General features: G+C 70.4%; 15 protein-coding genes and 2 tRNA genes. 5 read left to right on the forward strand and 12 right to left on the reverse strand.

Annotated features, from left to right (window positions below):
* The first annotated feature begins 150 nt into the window (after nucleotides 1–150).
* Nucleotides 151–411 (forward strand): hypothetical protein, encoded by a 261-nt coding sequence (locus AB0D18_RS01275; protein ID WP_362410788.1) that lies wholly within the window; start codon nucleotides 151–153, stop codon nucleotides 409–411.
* Nucleotides 412–590: 179 nt separating this feature from the next.
* Here AB0D18_RS01275 and AB0D18_RS01280 read toward each other — a convergent pair whose 3' ends face one another.
* From AB0D18_RS01280 to leuS, 3 genes are all read right to left on the reverse strand, one after another.
* Complete coding sequence (locus tag AB0D18_RS01280) at nucleotides 591–1,436, reverse strand: DegV family protein (RefSeq protein WP_362410791.1); 846 nt, start codon at nucleotides 1,434–1,436, stop codon at nucleotides 591–593.
* A 75-nt stretch (nucleotides 1,437–1,511) separates the two neighbouring features.
* On the reverse strand, nucleotides 1,512–2,279 hold the full coding sequence (locus AB0D18_RS01285) for a hypothetical protein (protein WP_362410793.1): 768 nt from the start codon (nucleotides 2,277–2,279) through the stop codon (nucleotides 1,512–1,514).
* Between the two features lie 171 nt (nucleotides 2,280–2,450).
* Complete coding sequence (gene leuS, locus AB0D18_RS01290) at nucleotides 2,451–5,336, reverse strand: leucine--tRNA ligase (RefSeq protein WP_362410796.1); 2,886 nt, start codon at nucleotides 5,334–5,336, stop codon at nucleotides 2,451–2,453.
* Nucleotides 5,337–5,714: 378 nt separating this feature from the next.
* On the opposite strand from leuS, the gene AB0D18_RS01295 reads away from it, so the two are divergent.
* Together AB0D18_RS01295 and AB0D18_RS01300 are read left to right on the forward strand one after the other, a co-directional pair.
* Complete coding sequence (locus AB0D18_RS01295) at nucleotides 5,715–6,536, forward strand: hypothetical protein (protein WP_362410799.1); 822 nt, start codon at nucleotides 5,715–5,717, stop codon at nucleotides 6,534–6,536.
* Nucleotides 6,533–8,125, forward strand: a complete 1,593-nt coding sequence (locus AB0D18_RS01300; RefSeq protein WP_362410802.1) for an NADH-ubiquinone oxidoreductase-F iron-sulfur binding region domain-containing protein — start codon at nucleotides 6,533–6,535, stop codon at nucleotides 8,123–8,125. The genes AB0D18_RS01295 and AB0D18_RS01300 overlap by 4 nt, the downstream gene beginning before the upstream one ends.
* Nucleotides 8,126–8,202: 77 nt before the next feature.
* Here AB0D18_RS01300 and AB0D18_RS01305 read toward each other — a convergent pair.
* Nucleotides 8,203–8,275, reverse strand: a tRNA-Ala gene (locus tag AB0D18_RS01305).
* Between the two features lie 218 nt (nucleotides 8,276–8,493).
* Between AB0D18_RS01305 and AB0D18_RS01310 the strand changes: the two genes are divergently transcribed.
* Nucleotides 8,494–9,696, forward strand: coding sequence for a glycosyltransferase 87 family protein (locus AB0D18_RS01310; protein ID WP_362412096.1), 1,203 nt, complete (start codon nucleotides 8,494–8,496; stop codon nucleotides 9,694–9,696).
* Here AB0D18_RS01310 and AB0D18_RS01315 read toward each other — a convergent pair.
* The 7 genes from AB0D18_RS01315 to AB0D18_RS01345 form a co-directional block, all read right to left on the reverse strand.
* Nucleotides 9,675–9,956 (reverse strand): hypothetical protein, encoded by a 282-nt coding sequence (locus AB0D18_RS01315; protein ID WP_362410805.1) that lies wholly within the window; start codon nucleotides 9,954–9,956, stop codon nucleotides 9,675–9,677. The two genes, AB0D18_RS01310 and AB0D18_RS01315, sit on opposite strands and share 22 nt — an antisense overlap.
* A 59-nt stretch (nucleotides 9,957–10,015) precedes the next feature.
* Nucleotides 10,016–10,088: transfer RNA gene (locus tag AB0D18_RS01320), tRNA-Ala, on the reverse strand.
* Nucleotides 10,089–10,224: 136 nt separating this feature from the next.
* Entirely contained in the window at nucleotides 10,225–10,908 is a 684-nt protein-coding gene (locus AB0D18_RS01325; protein WP_362412099.1) for a histidine phosphatase family protein, read from the reverse strand.
* A gap of 11 nt (nucleotides 10,909–10,919) precedes the next feature.
* Nucleotides 10,920–11,369, reverse strand: coding sequence for a ribosome silencing factor (gene rsfS / locus AB0D18_RS01330; protein WP_362410808.1), 450 nt, complete (start codon nucleotides 11,367–11,369; stop codon nucleotides 10,920–10,922).
* Between the two features lie 101 nt (nucleotides 11,370–11,470).
* Nucleotides 11,471–13,207 (reverse strand): LCP family protein, encoded by a 1,737-nt coding sequence (locus AB0D18_RS01335; protein WP_362410810.1) that lies wholly within the window; start codon nucleotides 13,205–13,207, stop codon nucleotides 11,471–11,473.
* 47 nt (nucleotides 13,208–13,254) lie between these two features.
* Complete coding sequence (nadD, locus tag AB0D18_RS01340) at nucleotides 13,255–13,929, reverse strand: nicotinate-nucleotide adenylyltransferase (RefSeq protein WP_362410813.1); 675 nt, start codon at nucleotides 13,927–13,929, stop codon at nucleotides 13,255–13,257.
* Between the two features lie 50 nt (nucleotides 13,930–13,979).
* Nucleotides 13,980–14,147 (reverse strand): hypothetical protein, encoded by a 168-nt coding sequence (locus tag AB0D18_RS01345; protein ID WP_362410816.1) that lies wholly within the window; start codon nucleotides 14,145–14,147, stop codon nucleotides 13,980–13,982.
* A gap of 221 nt (nucleotides 14,148–14,368) precedes the next feature.
* On the opposite strand from AB0D18_RS01345, the gene AB0D18_RS01350 reads away from it, so the two are divergent.
* Nucleotides 14,369–15,493 (forward strand): M48 family metallopeptidase, encoded by a 1,125-nt coding sequence (locus AB0D18_RS01350; RefSeq protein ID WP_362410819.1) that lies wholly within the window; start codon nucleotides 14,369–14,371, stop codon nucleotides 15,491–15,493.
* Nucleotides 15,494–15,600: 107 nt separating this feature from the next.
* Here the strand turns inward: AB0D18_RS01350 and AB0D18_RS01355 are convergent, their stop codons facing one another.
* Nucleotides 15,601–16,800, reverse strand: a complete 1,200-nt coding sequence (locus tag AB0D18_RS01355; protein WP_362410822.1) for a hypothetical protein — start codon at nucleotides 16,798–16,800, stop codon at nucleotides 15,601–15,603.
* Nucleotides 16,801–16,888: the final 88 nt, after the last annotated feature.

Consider the following 16,888-nt stretch of genomic DNA (forward strand, 5'->3'; position numbering starts at 1 on the left):
CGCACCGCGGCCCAACCCCGCCGGAGCCCTCCCACACCCCGCCGCACGGCGGCCGGGGACGCCCCGGGAACTGCCGGAGCAGCCACGGCGGTCACGGACCGTGCAGAAGCCACGGAGGCCGAAGCCGCAGAGGAAGAGGGCGAGAGGACGGTGGGCGAGGGGACGGTCGGCGAGGGGACGGTCGGCGAAGGGGCGCTGGGCGAAGGCGCCAGCACCCTGGACAGAGCGCCGGGCAGGGAGCCGGGCAGGGCGAAGAGCGCGTCCGCACGGCGCCTGGACACGGCTGCCGCAGCGGTGGCGGCCGCCCCGCGTCTGCCGTGCCGGGCGCCCGGCACGGTGTGGAACCTCGGGCGGGAGAGCCTCGTGCGGGATGGCCTTGTGCGCTCCGGCCTCGCACGGGAGAGGGAGTAGGAGGTACGACCGGGCGTGCGGCCCGGTCCTGACGTTTCGTTTCGTGATCGCAGAGCCATGCACCTGACGGTAGGCACGCCGCCCATATCCCGCTGATCATGGTCAATTCCCGTGGAAAAGCCACCAGTTGTGGATAACTCGGCCACTCCCCCGGGTGAGTACGGGTGGTACGGAACCCTTCAGCGCGCCGAGATCACGGCCCCCAGCAGGCCGGGCCCCGTGTGTGCCCCGATCACCGCACCGACCTCGCTGACGTGCAGGTCCGCCAGCCCCGGCACCCGCTCCCTGAGCCGCTGTGCGAGCGTCTCGGCACGGTCGGGCGCGGCCAAGTGGTGCACCGCGACGTCCACGCGGCGCTCGCCGGCCCGCTCCACCGCGAGCTCCTCCAGCCGGGCGATCGCCCGGGACGCCGTCCGCACCTTCTCCAGCATCTCGATCCGCCCGTCGACGAGTTCGAGGAGCGGTTTGACCGCGAGCGCCGAGCCCAGCAGCGCCTGCGCGGCACCGATCCGGCCCCCGCGCCGCAGATAGTCCAGGGTGTCGACGTAGAAGTACGCGGAGGTGCCCTCGGCGCGTTTCTCCGCCGCGGCCACCGCCTCGTCGACCGTGCCGCCCGCCTCGGCGGCCTCGGCCGCGGAAAGGGCGCAGAAGCCGAGCGCCATGGCGACCATCCCGGTGTCCACCACCCGTACCGGCACGGGCGCTTCGCGAGCCGCGAGGACGGCCGCGTCGTACGTTCCGGAAAGCTCGGCCGGCAGGTGCAGCGAGACGATTCCGGTGGCACCCGCCTCCGCCGCCGCACGGTACGTCGCGGCGAACATCTCGGGGCTCGGCCGGGACGTGGTCACCGACCGGCGCTTCTGCAGGGCCTGGGCGAGCGAGCGAGCGGAGATCTCGGTGCCCTCTTCGAGCGCCTGGTCGCCGATGACGACGGTCAGCGGCACCGCGGTGATGCCGTGCCGCTCCATCGTCCGGTGTGGCAGGTAGGCCGTTGAATCGGTGACGATCGCGACATGGCGGGACATGAGCGGGAGGTTACCCGCAGGCGAAGCCCCGCGGCAGTCCGGCCCCTCTCAACGGGCCACCGGCACCCGCAGGGATCAGGTGCTGCTCTCGGGCCGGGGCGCCTTCTGCCACGAGTAGGTGGGCTGCCGGCTCTGGTCGCGGCCGGTGATCGCCTGTGGCCCGGAGGCCTTCTCGCCGTCCGCGGAGTCCCCGGCCGCGGATTTGCCCTGCCCTGCCGTGCCCTCGTCCGGCTCCGGCCAGGTCTGCGAAGGTCCGGCAGCGGCCGTCCCGTCCTGCCGGGCGGGGTCGGGGTCCACTGCCGCCCAGTGGCGCAGCGCGCCGGACTCCATCCGGATCTGCTCGCTCAGCGAGGCCAGGTCGTCGTCCGCGAACTTCCGTGCCCGGTCCCTGGCCGCCCAGCGCAGCGAGTCCGCCGACTGCACGACCTGCTCCGTACGCTCGCGGAGCTCGGGGATCCGCTCGGCGGCCTGTGCCTTGTCCGGATCGCGCTCCAGCCGGCGCAGCTCGTCGTCCAGCTGGTGGCCGTACTCGCTGAGCCGCTCGAACAGGCCGATCGACTCCGACAGCGAGGCGTCGGATGCGACGCCCGTGGTCAGTGCCTCCTGGGTGGCCCTCATAGAGGTGCGCAGCGACAGGCGCAGCTGTGCCAGCTCGCCGCCCATGCCCACCTGTCCGTAGCTCTTCGCCCGCAGCGTGGTGTCCTCGACGGTGCGCCTGGCCTGCGTGATCGTACGGTCCACGCCGCGCCTGGCGGCTCCGACCGCCTTCACGGTGACATACACCCCCAATCCGACGAAGGCGAAGAAGAGCAGCGCCATGATCAGGATGACGACAGCTTCCATGACGCCCCTCCGCGGTAGGACTGATGGGATGTTCCACTGACTGAAACTGTTGAGTGCTCCTCCACCGTAAACGGAACAGGCAGGCCAGAGGTTCCATCGGAACCCCCAACCTGCCCGTAGGGGAAAGCCCTCAGCCAGTCCGAACAGCCGCCCCGCTCATGCGGTTCGGGACTACGCCGGAACGATATTGACCAGCTTCGGCGCCCGCACGATCACCTTGCGGATGCCTGCGCCGCCCAGCGCCGCGACGACGGCGGGGTCCGCCAGCGCCAGCTTCTCCAGCTCGTCGTCACCGATCGACGGGGAGATCTCCAGGCGCGCCTTGACCTTGCCCTTGATCTGAACGACGCAGGTCACGGTCTCGTCCACGACGTACGCCGGGTCCGCGACCGGGAAGTCCCGGTGGACGACCGACTCGGTGTGCCCCAGCTTGCGCCACAGCTCCTCGGCGATGTGCGGGGCCAGCGGGGCGACCAGCAGCACCAGCCGCTCGGCGACCGACCGTGACACGGGGCCGCCCGTCTTCGTCAGGTGGTTGTTCAGCTCAGTGATCTTGGCGATGGCCGTGTTGAAACGCATTCCGGCCATGTCCTGGCCGACACCGTCGATCGCCTTGTGCAGGGCGCGCAGCGTGTCCTCGTCCGGCTCGCCGTCGACGACGGTGACGTCGCCCGTCGTCTCGTCGACGACGTTGCGCCACAGCCGCTGCAGCAGCCGGTACTGGCCGACGACCGCACGGGTGTCCCACGGACGCGACACGTCCAGCGGCCCCATCGCCATCTCATAGAGGCGCAGGGTGTCCGCACCGTACTCGGCGGAGATCTCGTCCGGCGTGACGGCGTTCTTCAGGGACTTGCCCATCTTGCCCAGGACACGGCTGACCTTCTCGCCCTGGTAGGAGAAACCGCCGTCGCGTTCCTCGACCTCGGCCGCCGGGACCGCGATGCCGCGTGCGTCCCGGTAGACGAAGGCCTGAATCATGCCCTGGTTGTACAGCTTGTGGAACGGCTCGGACGACGAGACGTGACCCAGGTCGAACAGCACCTTCGACCAGAAGCGGGCGTACAGCAGGTGCAGCACCGCGTGCTCCGCGCCGCCGACGTACAGGTCGACGCCGCCGTGCGGCATGCCCTCGCGCGGGCCCATCCAGTACTGCTCGACGGCCGGGTCGACCAGCTTCTCGCTGTTGTGCGGGTCCAGGTAGCGCAGCTCGTACCAGCAGGAACCGGCCCAGTTGGGCATGGTGTTGGTCTCGCGGCGGTACTTCTTGGGGCCGTCACCCAGGTCCAGGGTGACGTTGACCCAGTCCTGGTTGCGCGACAGCGGCGTCTCGGGCTGCGCGTCGGCGTCCTCGGGGTCGAAGGTGCGCGGCGAGTAGTCCTCGACCTCGGGCAGTTCCAGCGGCAGCATCGACTCGGGCAGCGAGTGGGCGATGCCGTCCTCGTCGTAGACGATCGGGAAGGGCTCGCCCCAGTAGCGCTGACGGCTGAACAGCCAGTCGCGCAGCCGGTAGTTGACCGTGCCCTCGCCGCAGCCGTTCTCGGCCAGCCACTCGGTCATGCGGATCTTCGCGTCGACGACGCCCAGCCCGTCCAGCGAGACGGTGTCCGCGGCGGCGGAGTTGACGATCTTCCCGTCGTACGAAGCGAACGCGTCGTCCCACTCGGCCGGGTCCTCACCGCGGCCGTCCGTCGGCTCGACGACGCAGCGCATCGGCAGCTCGAAGGCGCGCGCAAAGGCGAAGTCGCGGGAGTCGTGCGCGGGAACGGCCATGATCGCGCCGGTTCCGTAGCCCATCAGCACGTAGTCGGCAATAAAAACGGGGACGCGCTCCCCACTTACCGGGTTGGTCGCATACGCACCGGTGAAGACGCCGGACTTCTCCTTGGCGTCGGCCTGCCGCTCCACGTCGGACTTGGCGGCGGCCTGCTTGCGGTACGCGGCGACGGCCTCGGCCGGAGTGGCGTGCCCGCCGGTCCACACGTCGTGCGTGCCCTCGGGCCAGGCGGCCGGGACGATGTCCGCGAGCAGCTCGTGCTCGGGCGCCAGCACCATGTACGTCGCGCCGAACAGGGTGTCCTGCCGGGTGGTGAAGACAGTGATCTTCTTGCCGGCGGCGCCGTTGACCGCGAAGTCCACGCGGGCGCCCTCGCTGCGGCCGATCCAATTGCGCTGCTGCAGCTTGATGGCCTCCGGCCAGTCCAGGCCGTCCAGGTCGTCGATCAGGCGGTCGGAGTAGGCGGTGATGCGCATGTTCCACTGACGCAGCTTGGCCTTGAAGACGGGGAAGTTGCCACGCTCGGAACGCCCGTCCGCCGTCACTTCCTCGTTGGCCAGTACGGTGCCCAGCCCCGGCGACCAGTTCACGGGCGCGTCGGAAGCGTACGCCAGCCGGTACTCACTCAGTACGTCGGCGCGGTCTGCGGCGTCCAGAGCGGCCCAGGAACGGCCGTCGGACAGTTCGCGCTCACCGCTCTCGAACTGGGCGACCAGTTCCGCGATCGGGCGGGCCTTCTGCGCGTCCGCGTCGTACCAGGAGTTGAAGATCTGGACGAAGATCCACTGCGTCCACTTGTAGTACTCGGCGTCGATCGTCGCGAACGAGCGGCGCTTGTCGTGCCCCAGGCCCAGCCGGCGCAGCTGGTCCTTCATGTTGGCCATGTTGGCCTCGGTGGAAATCCGCGGGTGCGTACCGGTCTGCACGGCGTACTGCTCCGCGGGCAGGCCGAACGCGTCGAAGCCCAGCGTGTGCAGCACGTTGTGGCCCGTCATGCGCTGGTGGCGGGCGTAGACGTCAGTGGCGATGTAGCCCAGCGGGTGGCCGACGTGCAGGCCCGCACCGGAGGGGTACGGGAACATGTCCATGATGAACTTCTTGGGCTTCGCGGCCAGCTCCGCGTCGCCCGACAGGTCTCCGTTGCCGGGGTTCGGCGCCTCGTAGGTGCCCTCGGCGTCCCAGAAGTCCTGCCAGCGTGCCTCGATGTCGGCGGCCATGGCAGCCGTGTAGCGGTGCGCGGCTGCCGTCTCGGCAGCGGCAGCGGCATTCGTCTCGCTCATGATTTTCGAAGCTCCATCGATTTCGTCTCTGCCTACGGATCTCTGCCTGCGGAAATGAAAAATCCCCTCGCACAGGAGGGGACGCCGCGCCGATGCCGACCAGGTTCTTCACCGGTCGGGACTGATCAGCGCGGCTCACTAAGCAGAAGGCGTACGGCACGCATGGCGCCAGGGTACCGCAGGGGTCGCGGGCGCCGCATCGAGCTAGTGCCTCCGGCGGAACTCGCGGGTGAAGGGCACGGACGAAGAGCGCGGGGCGGACCGTACCCGTCCGTACGCCCCGCGCACGGCGGAACCACCAAACCCCCGCCCTCCCCGCACCGCCCGGTCTAGCCTCCCGCGACGGGACCACATTCCCGAATCCCCGGAGTCCTTGCCATGAACCCTCTGCTTCCTCGCCCGCGTCTGCGCCACAAAGCGGCCGCCGCCCCTCGGCGCCCTCTGCCACGCGCCCTGCCGGCGGCTGCGCTGCTCCTGCTGCCACTGCTCGCCCTCCTCGGCGGCAACGGTCTCCGGGCGGCCCTCGACTTCACCACCGGTGTCCTGACCCTCGTCTCGCTCACCGCGTCCGTCGCCTGGGGGCTTCTCGCCACCGACCGGCTGCTGCTGCGGCCACGGCACCGGCTGGTCGCGCAGGGGGTGCACCGGGCCACCGCGGCCGCCTCCCTCGGCCTGCTCCTGTTGCACGTCACGGTGAAGGCCGTCCTCGGGCACGTGTCGCTGCTCGCGGCCCTGCTGCCGTTCGCGGGCGGGCTCTCGGGGACGTCCGTGCTCGTCGGGTTCGGCTCGCTTGCCGGGCTCCTGATGATCGTGGCTGCCACGACGGGCGCCCTGCGGAGCGTCTTCGCGACGCCGGGCCGGATACCCGGCCGCTGGCGCGCGCTCCACATGCTGGCCTACCCCGCCTGGTGCTCGGCCCTCCTGCACGGCCTGTTCACCGGCCGCCCGGCCGACGCCTGGGTGGTCACGATGTACGCCCTGTGCCTGGCAGCGGTGGCGGCGGCACTGTCCCTGCGCCTGCTTCCGCCCCACCTCAAGAGGAGCATCGTCGACGGCGCCCTGCTCTCGCAGGCCGAGGCCCCGCTCGTACCGCGGCCACGCCGGCCGGTCGATTCCCCGTCGCATGAGCCCCTGCCCACCCCGTTCCCCGGCTCCCCCGCACCCCGGCACGCGCACACCCCCACCGGAGGACACCGTTGAACGCCCGCAACGTCCCCCTGCCCGACGTCCCCCACGTGGTCACGGTCGGCCTCCCCCACCTCACCAGCGGCTTCGACCTCGCCGCCCGCCTCGACCTCGGCACCCATCTGAAGGTCCACGGCCCCCTGGCCCCCGTCACCGGCGAACACCTTGCCACACTCGCGGAAGAGGTCTCCCTGCTCGGGAAGGGCGGCGCCGGCTTCCCTTTCGGCCGCAAGTTACGGGCGGTGGCCAGGGCCGCCGACCGCCGCGGCGTCCCTCCCGTGGTCGTCGTCAACTCGAGCGAGGGCGAGCCCGCGTGCCGCAAGGACACCGTGCTGATCAACCGCGCCCCGCACCTCGTCCTGGACGGCGCCCTGCTCGCCGCCGAAGCCCTCGGCGCACGCACCCTGCTCGTCGCCGTCACCCGTGACTCCACCGAAGCGTCCGTCACGGACGCGTTCGCCGAACGAGGCCTGACCGACCGGCGCATCCGCAACCGCGGTATCCGCGCCCGGATCGTCCGGACCCCCGAGCGCATGGTCTCCGGCGAGGCCTCCGCCGTGATCCGCGCGGCGAACGGTGGGCCCGCCCTGCCTCCCGGCCGCCGCGAACGCGCCGCCGAGTCCGGTGTCGCCGGCGCCCCCACGCTGCTCTCCAACGCCGAGACGTACGCCCAACTCGCCGTCGCCGCACGCCTGGGCCCGCGCCGCTACGCCCGCACCGGCGTCCCCGACGAGCCCGGCACCGTCCTGCTGACCCTCTCCGGCGCCGTCGCGCGCCCACTCGTCGTCGAGGTGCCCTCCGGCGTCCCGCTCGGTTACGTCCTCCAGTTGGCCGGTGCTCCGCCGTTCCCCCAGGGCGTGCTGACCGGCGGCTACCACGGCAGCTGGATCGACGCGTACGCCGCGCACGACGCCGCCGTCTCCCGCACGTCCCTGGCTTCCTTCGGCGGCACGCTCGGCGCGGGCGCACTGCTCCCGATCGGCCCAGAAACCTGTCCGCTGGGCGAGTCGCTGCGCATCGCGAACTGGCTCGCCGCCGAGACCGCCGGTCAGTGCGGCCCCTGCAAGCTGGGACTGCCCGCCGCCGCGGGCGGGCTGTCCGACGTGCTGAACGGCGGCGGCCAAGCAGCCCTGGAGGCCCTCCGCGAAGTGGCGCAGGCGGCAAAGGGCCGGGGCGCCTGCAAGCACCCCGACGGCTCGGTCCGCTTCCTGCTGTCCACCCTGAACGCCTTCACGGACGACCTGGCAGCCCACATCCTGGGCGGCGGCTGCGGACGCCCCACGGCCGGCGTACTGCCCCTCCCCGGCCCCGACCGACACGGCCCCGCCCGCTACGAACGCGCCGCCCCCAGCGGCGAGAAGCTCGCCGTGGACTGGACCCTGTGCCAGGGCCACGGCCTGTGTGCGGACGTAGTCCCCGAGCTGATCCGGCTCGGCCACGACGGCTACCCGACACTCGCGGACACGTCCGTACCGCTCCATCTGAGGCCCCGCGCCCAGCGTGCGGTACGTCGCTGTCCCGCCCTCGCCCTGCGCATCGAACAGCCCCCGGCCGCTCCCTCCGCGCCGGTTGCGGGCAAGGCCCTTGACCGGCGCCGCAGTTGAGGAAGCGCCACCGTTGAGGGAGCACGGCAACACAAAGAAACGGACCATCCGATCGGATGGTCCGCTTCTTGTTTCTGTGGAGCTAAGGAGAATTGAACTCCTGACCTCCTGCATGCCATGCAGGCGCTCTACCAACTGAGCTATAGCCCCGTGCTGTGCACTTCGCGTCGTTCCCCGTGGTTTCCCCCGGCGACATCGCCAACTTTAGACGGAGAATCGCCGCATCACCAAATCCCTTTCCGCGCTCCCTGCAGGCGACATCCCCACACCTCGACCCCAATCTTTCCGTGACGATACCGTCACTCTTCGTGACCGTAATCAAGACCGGGCGGGCCCTCACCGCCCGCAGCCACCGCACACCTCGTTCCATGCTCTTCGCAGGTGCGGTCTGCCTTCTCTCCTTCGCCGCGTTCTGGGCCGCCCAGCGTCTGGCACAGGTGTCGATGATCGACCTGACCGTCTACCGCGCGGAGGGGGCAACTGTTCTCGCCGGCGGCGACCTCTATGAGATGCGCGTCACCGCCGCGAACCTCCCGACGACGTACCCGCCTTTCGCCGCCCTGCTGTTCACCCCGTTGACCCTGCTGGACAGCGGCCCGATGCGCACCTTCGCAACAGCGGGCAATCTCGCCCTCCTGGTCGCTCTGGTGCATCTCTCCCTCAAATTGATCGGCCGCGACAGTCCCGCTGTCACTCTGTGGGTGGCGTCCGCCGCAGTCTGGTGCGAGCCCGTCTGGACAACCCTGCGGTACGGGCAGATCAACCTCGCCGTCGCGGTCGCCGTGCTGTGGGACCTCACCCGGCACGACCGGCACCGATGGGCGGGCGCGGGAATCGGCCTCGCCACGGCGGTGAAGCTGACACCGGGACTGTTCGTCGTCTTCCTGCTGCTCACCGGCGTGGCCAAGGCTCGCCGCGCCGGTACGTACCGCGGCAACCCCTGGCTGCGGCAGGGAGTCGTCGCCGTCGCCGCATTCTCTGCCGCCACCCTCGCCTCGGCAGCCCTCCTGCCCCGGGACTCCTTCTCCTTCTGGACCCGGAAGATCTTCGAGTCCGCCCGGGTCGGCAACACCGAGGACACCGCCAACCAGTCCCTCGGCGGCGTCCTCGCCCGTCTCCTGCACACCGGTGAACCCGGCTCGTGGTGGGCCACCGCCGCCGTGCTCGTGGCCTCTCTCGGGCTTTGTGCGGCGGTGGCCGCCGCACTGCGGGGCGAACGGGCGCGGGCCACACTGACCTGCGCGGTGACGGCGTTGCTGATCAGCCCGATCTCGTGGTCGCACCACTGGGTGTGGTGCGTGCCGCTGGTCCTGTTCCTCGCCGTGGGGCCGGTACGGAACGGGAGTGCGCGACGTGCGGGGGCGTGGACTGCAGGGGCCGTCTTCTTCTCGTACGCGCTGTGGGCCGTGCCGCACGGACGACAGGGGCGCCCCGAGCTGCACCAGGACATCGGGGAGTTCGCTCTGTCGGCCCTCTACCCGGCAGTCGGCCTGGCTTTTGTCCTGGCACGTTGTGTCCTGACAAAGGCTTCGGAGGCCCGGCCGGAGGATCAGGCTCTGGCGAAGGAGTAGAAGCGCTTGAGGGTGCAGTGCTCGTCGAGCAGGCGGCCGTAGATGGGCTCGCCCTCCAGCTCGCGGTATGTCTCGATCGGGTCGCCCTTTATGATCAGCGCCCGCGCGCACTCCTCGCACCAGTACTGGTACTCGGAGTTGACCGGTTCCATGTCGCGGACGATCGGCGTACCGCTGCCGCACCAGTCACATTTCCGCCTGTGTGCGCCCATCGTCCCCTCCCCTTCGGCGACCGCCTCTCCGGCGCTCGATTCTGTCACGGCTCCGCAAGGGGGACAGCAAAAGATCCCGCCCCCTGTGGGGGACGGGATCTTGATTGTGGAGCTAAGGAGAATTGAACTCCTGACCTCCTGCATGCCATGCAGGCGCTCTACCAACTGAGCTATAGCCCCGCGTGTTCTTGGTGCTGTGCGGTTTGTTTCCCGCTCTGCGCTGCGAACAAGAAGAACTCTAGCCTGCGACCTGCCGGAAAGTGAAATCCGGGTCGGCCGCCGTCCCGGGGGCGGCCCGGGACGGTCCGGGGACGGTTCAGTCGTCGTCCCCGAGCACGGGTTCCGGGAGCGTCCCGGCGTTGTGCTCCATGAGCCGCCAGCCGCGGGCGCCCTCGCCGAGGACGGACCAGCAGCAGTTGGAAAGGCCGCCCAGGCCCTCCCAGTGGTACGACTCCAGGCCGAGGAGCCGGCCGATGGTGGTGCGGATGGTGCCGCCGTGGCTGACGACGACGAGGGTGCCGCCGTCGACGAGCTTGTCGGCATGCGCCAGGACGACGGGGGCGGCCCGGTCGGCGACCTCCGTCTCCAGTTCGCCGCCGCCTCGGCGGATCGGCTCGCCGCGCTTCCACGCCGTGTACTGCTCGCCGTACTGGGCGAGGATCTCGTCGTGCGTGAGGCCCTGCCAGGCGCCCGCGTACGTCTCGCGCAGGCTGGCGTCGTGCGTGACCTCAAGTCCGGTCAGGGCGGCCAGTTCACCGGCCGTGGCCGCGGCCCGCTGGAGGTCGGAGGCGACGATCGCGTCCGGCTTCAGCGAGGCGAGCAGACGTGCCGCCCGGCGGGCCTGGGACACTCCCTCCCCGGTCAGCGCGATGTCCGTGCTGCCCTGGAAGCGGCGCTCCAGGTTCCAGGACGTCTGACCGTGCCGCCACAGAACGATGCGGCGGCCCCGGTTTCCGCTCCCCGCGCCGCCGCCCGTGCTGTCCGGGCCCGTGCTGTTCAGCCCCGTGCCGTTCAGAACGCTTCTCCGTCCAGGTCTCCGTCCAGCTCACCCGCGGGGTTCAGCTTGGCGTGCTCCTCGGCCTTGCCGCGGGTCTTCACCGCGTCGTCGGGCAGGGCGATCTCGGGGCAGTCCTTCCACAGGCGCTCCAGCGCGTAGTAGACGCGCTCCTCACTGTGCTGGACGTGCACCACGATGTCGACGTAGTCGAGGAGGATCCAGCGGGCCTCACGGTCACCCTCGCGGCGCACCGGCTTGACGCCGAGCTCCTTGCTGAGCTTCTCCTCGATCTCGTCGACGATCGACTTGACCTGGCGGTCGTTGGGCGCGGAGGCGAGCAGGAAGGCGTCCGTGATGGACAGCACGTCGCTGACGTCGTACGCGATGATGTCGTGCGCGAGCCGGTCGGCGGCCGCCTGTGCGGCGGCGTTGATGAGCTCGATGGAACGGTCAGTGGCGGTCACAAGCAGGCTTTCGTCGGCGGTCGGTGATTACCACAAGGGTCTCATGTACTGCTGACATGCCCCGCCGGAGTTTTCCGGCGGGGCATCGGGCTGCGGGCGGGCTACCGCCGCGAGGGGATCTTGTAGTCCTGGCCCAGGACGACGGAGACCTCGGCGTTCGTTGAGGCGGCGCCCTTCGTGACGGCGGTGGCCGGCAGCCCCAGGGTCTTGGCGACCTCCTCGGCCTTCGGCTTCTGGGCGGCGTCGCCGTAGGTGACCTTCGAGGCCGCCGCGGTGGCCGTGTTCCCTCCGTCGGCGAACGTGTAGCCGCCGTTGACCAGGGCGATCCGGGCGGCCTCTGTCGCCGTCGGCTTCCCGCTGCCGTTGCGCACCCCCACCCGTACGGCCGCGCCCTGCTCGGGTGCGGCTGCGACGCCGCCGAGGACGGTTTTGACCACTGTGTCGGAGTCGCTGACCCTGCCGTCGGCGCCCACCGGCAGCAGCACCGTCTTGTACGCGCCTTTCTTGGCGTGCCCGGCGAGCTTGGCCAGGGAGGCGGCGAGGGACTTCTCCGGCAGCGACGGGTCGAGGATCTGGGCGAGGTTGCGGACAGTGACGGCGGCGGTCTGCGGGTCGTCCGAGATCTTCTTCAGGACGCCCTGCATGACCGCCCCGAAGCGGGCCAGCTGCTTGCTCTCGGGTTCGCCCGGTGCGCGGTAGGTGGAGTACGCGACGGCCATCCGGCCGCTGAGGGTCTGCAAGGCACCCTTGTTCACCAAGGGTGCCGCGCCCTTTTTGGTGTCGGGGACGGCGGTGTCGGTGTCGATCTCGATGTTGCCGACCTGCTCGACGAGGTTCTCCAGGTATGGGGTGTCGAGGCGCCAGGTGCCGCTGACCCGGGTGCCCAGGGCGGTGCCGAGGGACTCGCGCGTACCGGTGCCGCCGTCGTCGTGGACGGACTTGGCGAGCGTGGTGGCGACGCCGTTGTCGTCGGCGAGGGTGAGGGTGTTGGGAAGCAGGACGGTGGTGCCCTGACCGGTGCTGGTGTTGTCGACGAGCAGCACGGTCGAGGTCATGTTGGGCTGCTTGGTGTTGTGCAGGTGCAGGGCGATCACGTCGCGCTTCTGAGCACCTGTGGCAACGGGCTTGTCGCTCTTGCCGGAGGAGAGGCCGGGCAGTTTGTCGGCGTACCAGAGGTAGCCCACTCCGCCCACGACGACGAGCGCGAGGACCACGGCGAGGGCGACGACGCGGGAGCGGCCCCGGCGCTTGGCCTCCTCGCGGCGCTCGGTGCGGCTCTCGGTGAACTTCAGCCAGTCGATGACGTCTTCGGAGTTCTCGTCCGGTTCCTCGACGAAGGAGAACTGTTCGGTGCCGTACTCGGGGGCGTCGGTCCTGCGCTGTCCGGTGGCCTCTTCTTGAGGTGCCTCGCGCGGCGGCTCGGCGGGGGCCGGCCGGGACGGCTGCCGTGCCTGCTGCGGCTCCGGTGCGGGGGCCTGCTGCGGGATCCACTGCTGCTGTCGCTGGGCGGTGTCGTAGCCGTACGCCTCTTGAGGCTGCGGCGACGGCGACTGCGACTGTTGCTGTTGCTGTTGTTGCTGCTGGGCGTACGGGTCGAACTGTGCGTGCTGTTGCGACTGTTGGGCATAGGTGTCGTAACCGTACGCCTGCTGCTGCGGGGGCACTTGTTGCTGCTGCTGTGCGTACGGGTCGTACTGCTGCGGCGTCTGCGGCGCCTGCTGCTGTGCCACCTGCTGGTACACCGGCTGTCCGTACGCGTCGTAGCCGATGACTTCCGGCTGCGGCGGGCTGTACGGGTCCTGCGCGTAAGGGTCGTACGGGTTCTGGCCGTCGTTCACCGGTGCCCCATTTCCGTGCTGCTCCTGCTGCTCCGTGCCGCTCGCCGTCAGTCCCGGTACAGCTCGCGCTTGTCGATGTAGCGCACCACGCCGTCGGGCACCAGGTACCAGACCGGGTCACCCCCGCGCACGCGCGCGCGGCAGTCCGTCGAGGAGATCGCGAGAGCGGGTACTTCCACGAGGGAGACCCCGCCCTCGGGCAGCCCGTCGGACGTGAGGTCGTGGCCGGGGCGGGTGACACCGATGAAGTGGGCGAGGGCGAAGAGTTCTTCGGCGTCGCGCCAGGTGAGGATCTGGGAGAGCGCGTCGGCACCGGTGATGAAGAACAGGTCCGCGTCGGCGTTGAGTGCGCGCAGGTCCCGCAGGGTGTCGATCGTGTAGGTCGGGCCGCCGCGGTCGATGTCGATGCGGCTGACCGAGAACTGCGGGTTGGACGCGGTCGCGATGACCGTCATCAGATAGCGGTCCTCGGCGGGCGTGACCAGCTTGTGGCTCTTCTGCCACGGCTGTCCGGTCGGTACGAAGACCACCTCGTCGAGGTGGAACAGTGCGGCCACCTCACTGGCGGCCACCAGGTGCCCGTGGTGGATCGGGTCGAACGTGCCGCCCATGACGCCGATCCGGCGCTTGCCGGTACCCTCGGCGCTGATCGTCGCGGCCGTACCGCGCAGCGTGCCTGTATCCGTACCGGCCGGGCCGGTAGGCATTACCTGCTCTCCCATGCGTGCAGACCCTACTGGCCCGTGTGTCCGGCCCGGTCCCCCGGTCCGGCTCAGCGGTCCCGGTTGAAGCGGGTGGTGATCCAGAGCAGCAGCAGGAGCGCGACGAAGGCGCCGCCGCCGGTGACGAGGGGGCTCAGGGAGGCGTGCTCGTCGACGTGCTTGCCGGCTTCGCCGGAGGCGAGGGTGACGAGGTGGGATGCGGTGCTGTGGAGGCTCATCTTCGGCGGACCTATCGGGAGACGGAGGGGAGACTTCGGCATCATCGTATGCGGCGGTCGCGGGCACGCTCACGCCGACTCAGTCGTTGAGGCGATATCGGCCCTTCGGGCAACCGGCCCGGGTGGGGCGGCGTCAGCATGGGGGAGGCTCCGGAACGCCGCCTTTAGGCTGGGGCCGTCCGGGGGACGGGACATGTCTCTTACGAGAGCAGGGGTCTTTCATGACAGACGGCAATCACGAGCAGGGTCGGGACAACGAGGAGGGGGCCGGGCGGGAGAACCTGCCCGGACGGCAGCGCAGGCGGTTCCCGGGAATATCTTCCCGGGCGTACGAGCACCCGGCGGACCGGTCCGCCCTGGTGGCGCTGCGCAAGCTGAGCGGATTCGACACGGTCTTCAAGGCGCTGAGCGGACTGCTGCCGGAGCGGAGCCTGAGGCTCCTGTTCCTGTCCGACTCGGTGCGGGTGAGTGACGAGCAGTTCGCACACCTCAACTCCATGCTGCGGGACTCCTGTTACATCCTGGACCTGGAGAAGGTTCCGGCGATGTACGTCACGCAGGACCCGAAGCCCAATGCGATGTGCATCGGTCTCGACGAGCCGATCATCGTGGTGACGACGGGCCTGGTGGAGCTCCTCGACGAGGAGGAGATGCGGGCGGTCGTCGGGCACGAGGTCGGCCACGCACTGTCCGGGCACTCGGTGTACCGGACGATCCTGCTGTTCCTGACGAGTCTGGCGCTGAAGGTGGCCTGGATTCCGCTGGGCAACATCGCGATCATGGCGATCGTCACGGCGCTGCGCGAATGGTTCCGCAAGTCGGAGCTGTCGGCGGACCGCGCCGGGCTGCTGGTGGGCCAGGACCTCCAGGCGTCGATGCGCGGGCTGATGAAGATCGCGGGCGGCAACCACCTGCACGAGATGAACGTGGACGCGTTCCTGAAGCAGGCGGAGGAGTACGAGGCGGGCGGCGACCTGCGCGACTCCGTCCTGAAGATCATGAACGTGCTGCCGCGTTCGCACCCGTTCACCACCGTGCGGGCGGCGGAGCTGAAGAAGTGGTCCGAGAGCCGCGAGTACCAGCGGATCATGGACGGCCACTACCCGCGACGGGACGAGGACAAGGACACCTCGGTGACGGATTCCTTCAAGGAGTCCGCGGCGCACTATGCGGACACGGTCCGCACCAGCAAGGACCCGCTGATGAAGCTTGTCGGCGACATTGCGGGGGGTGCGGGTGACCTGGGCGGAAAGCTGAGGGGGAAGTTCGGCGGGGGGAACGGTTCCGGTTCTGCCGGGTCCGGAAACGGTTCTGGATCCGGCTCCGGCTCCGACGACAGGGCCTGAGAGGGCCTGAGAGGGCCCGAGAGGGCTGTTCCGTACGGAGAGCGAGGGGCCGGGACCGAGCCCTGCCCCTCGCTCTCCTGCACCGGAGCGTCTGGATCCTCACCTGGTCAGCGCGGCTGGGGGGTCGGCATCGCCGCCGGGTCCAGGGTGCCGCAGACCGATCCCGCCGGCGCTCCCGTGGCATACGGGTCGGTGCCCGCAGGCGCCCCGGCGGACGCTCCTGCGCCAGGGGCTGCCGCAGGAGCCTTCCCGCCCGCCAGCAGGGGCTGCCAGGACTCAGATAACGCGGTGGTGGTGGCGCACGCCTGCGGGCCGCCGACCGCGTATGAGCCGAGCAGTTCCGCCCGGTGGCGCCGCAGGTCCTCCGCGTCGTAACGGAAGTGCAGTTCGCGGCGCACGGTGAACAGCGAGGCGGCGTCGGCCCGTTCGGAGCTGTCGCCGGGGCGGGCAGCGGGGCGCAGCGGGTAGACGAAGGTGTGGTCGGTGGACACGTCGAGGATGTCGGGGCCGACCTCGGTGGCCTTCAGGACGCCGTTCGCCCGGGTCGCCCCTGCCAGGGCGACCCTGTCCGGGTCGAAGCGGACCATCCAGCCGCCGGCCGCCGCCCCGGCACCCGATCCGCTTCCTGACCCGGTGCCGGTCCCGCTTGCGGACCTGCTTCCCGGCCCGCCCGCCCCGCCCGGGGCGAAGCTCGCGTCGAACTGTTCCTGCTGGTCCGGGTCGAGCAGCAGCCTTACCGGGCGGACCGACCCGCCCGTCAGGACGCCGGGGTCGACGGACGACTGGACCAGGTAGTCCTTGGCGATGGTCAGGGCGGCCAGGACCTGGCTCTCCGAGAAGTGCGGTGTGCTCCGGGCGACCGGCAGCTGGATGCCTTCCGCACCGGTACGGAACTGTGCCGCCGGGCTGTGCAGGAAGAGTTCCGCGGGTTCGCCGCCGGGCACCCGTCCCGCCGGGGCCAGCGGTACGACGGTCGCGCGCAGTGCCTCCGGGTGGCGTTCGAAAGCGGGCGACACGGGACTGCGTACGCCCATGTAGACCGCAGTGCTGAGGGCCAGCACCACGAGCAGCGTCATCAGGAACACCTGTTTGCGGCCGTTGCCCGTCGCCGGGGACGGCACGGCCACCGGGGGCAGGGTGCGGACCGCGGGTGCGTGGTCCCCGGCCCGTTCGGACGCGGAGAATTCCTGGAGCCGGGCGGCGCGGACGAACGATTCGTCGAATACGACGGACCGGTTGTCGTCGTCACCACTGTTGGGGAGGCCCTCGGGCGGGATGCCCTCGGGCGGGTCCGATCGACCTGCCATCGCTTCTCCCTGAGCACTGGGCCCTGCGGTGGGGAGAGAGTCTCCCTTTCAGAGTAGGTCGCGGGAAGCGAAGGTAAACGCCCCGGAA

Source organism: Streptomyces sp. NPDC048442 (genome assembly GCF_040651475.1).
In the GTDB taxonomy this organism is placed as follows: Bacteria; Actinomycetota; Actinomycetes; order Streptomycetales; family Streptomycetaceae; genus Streptomyces.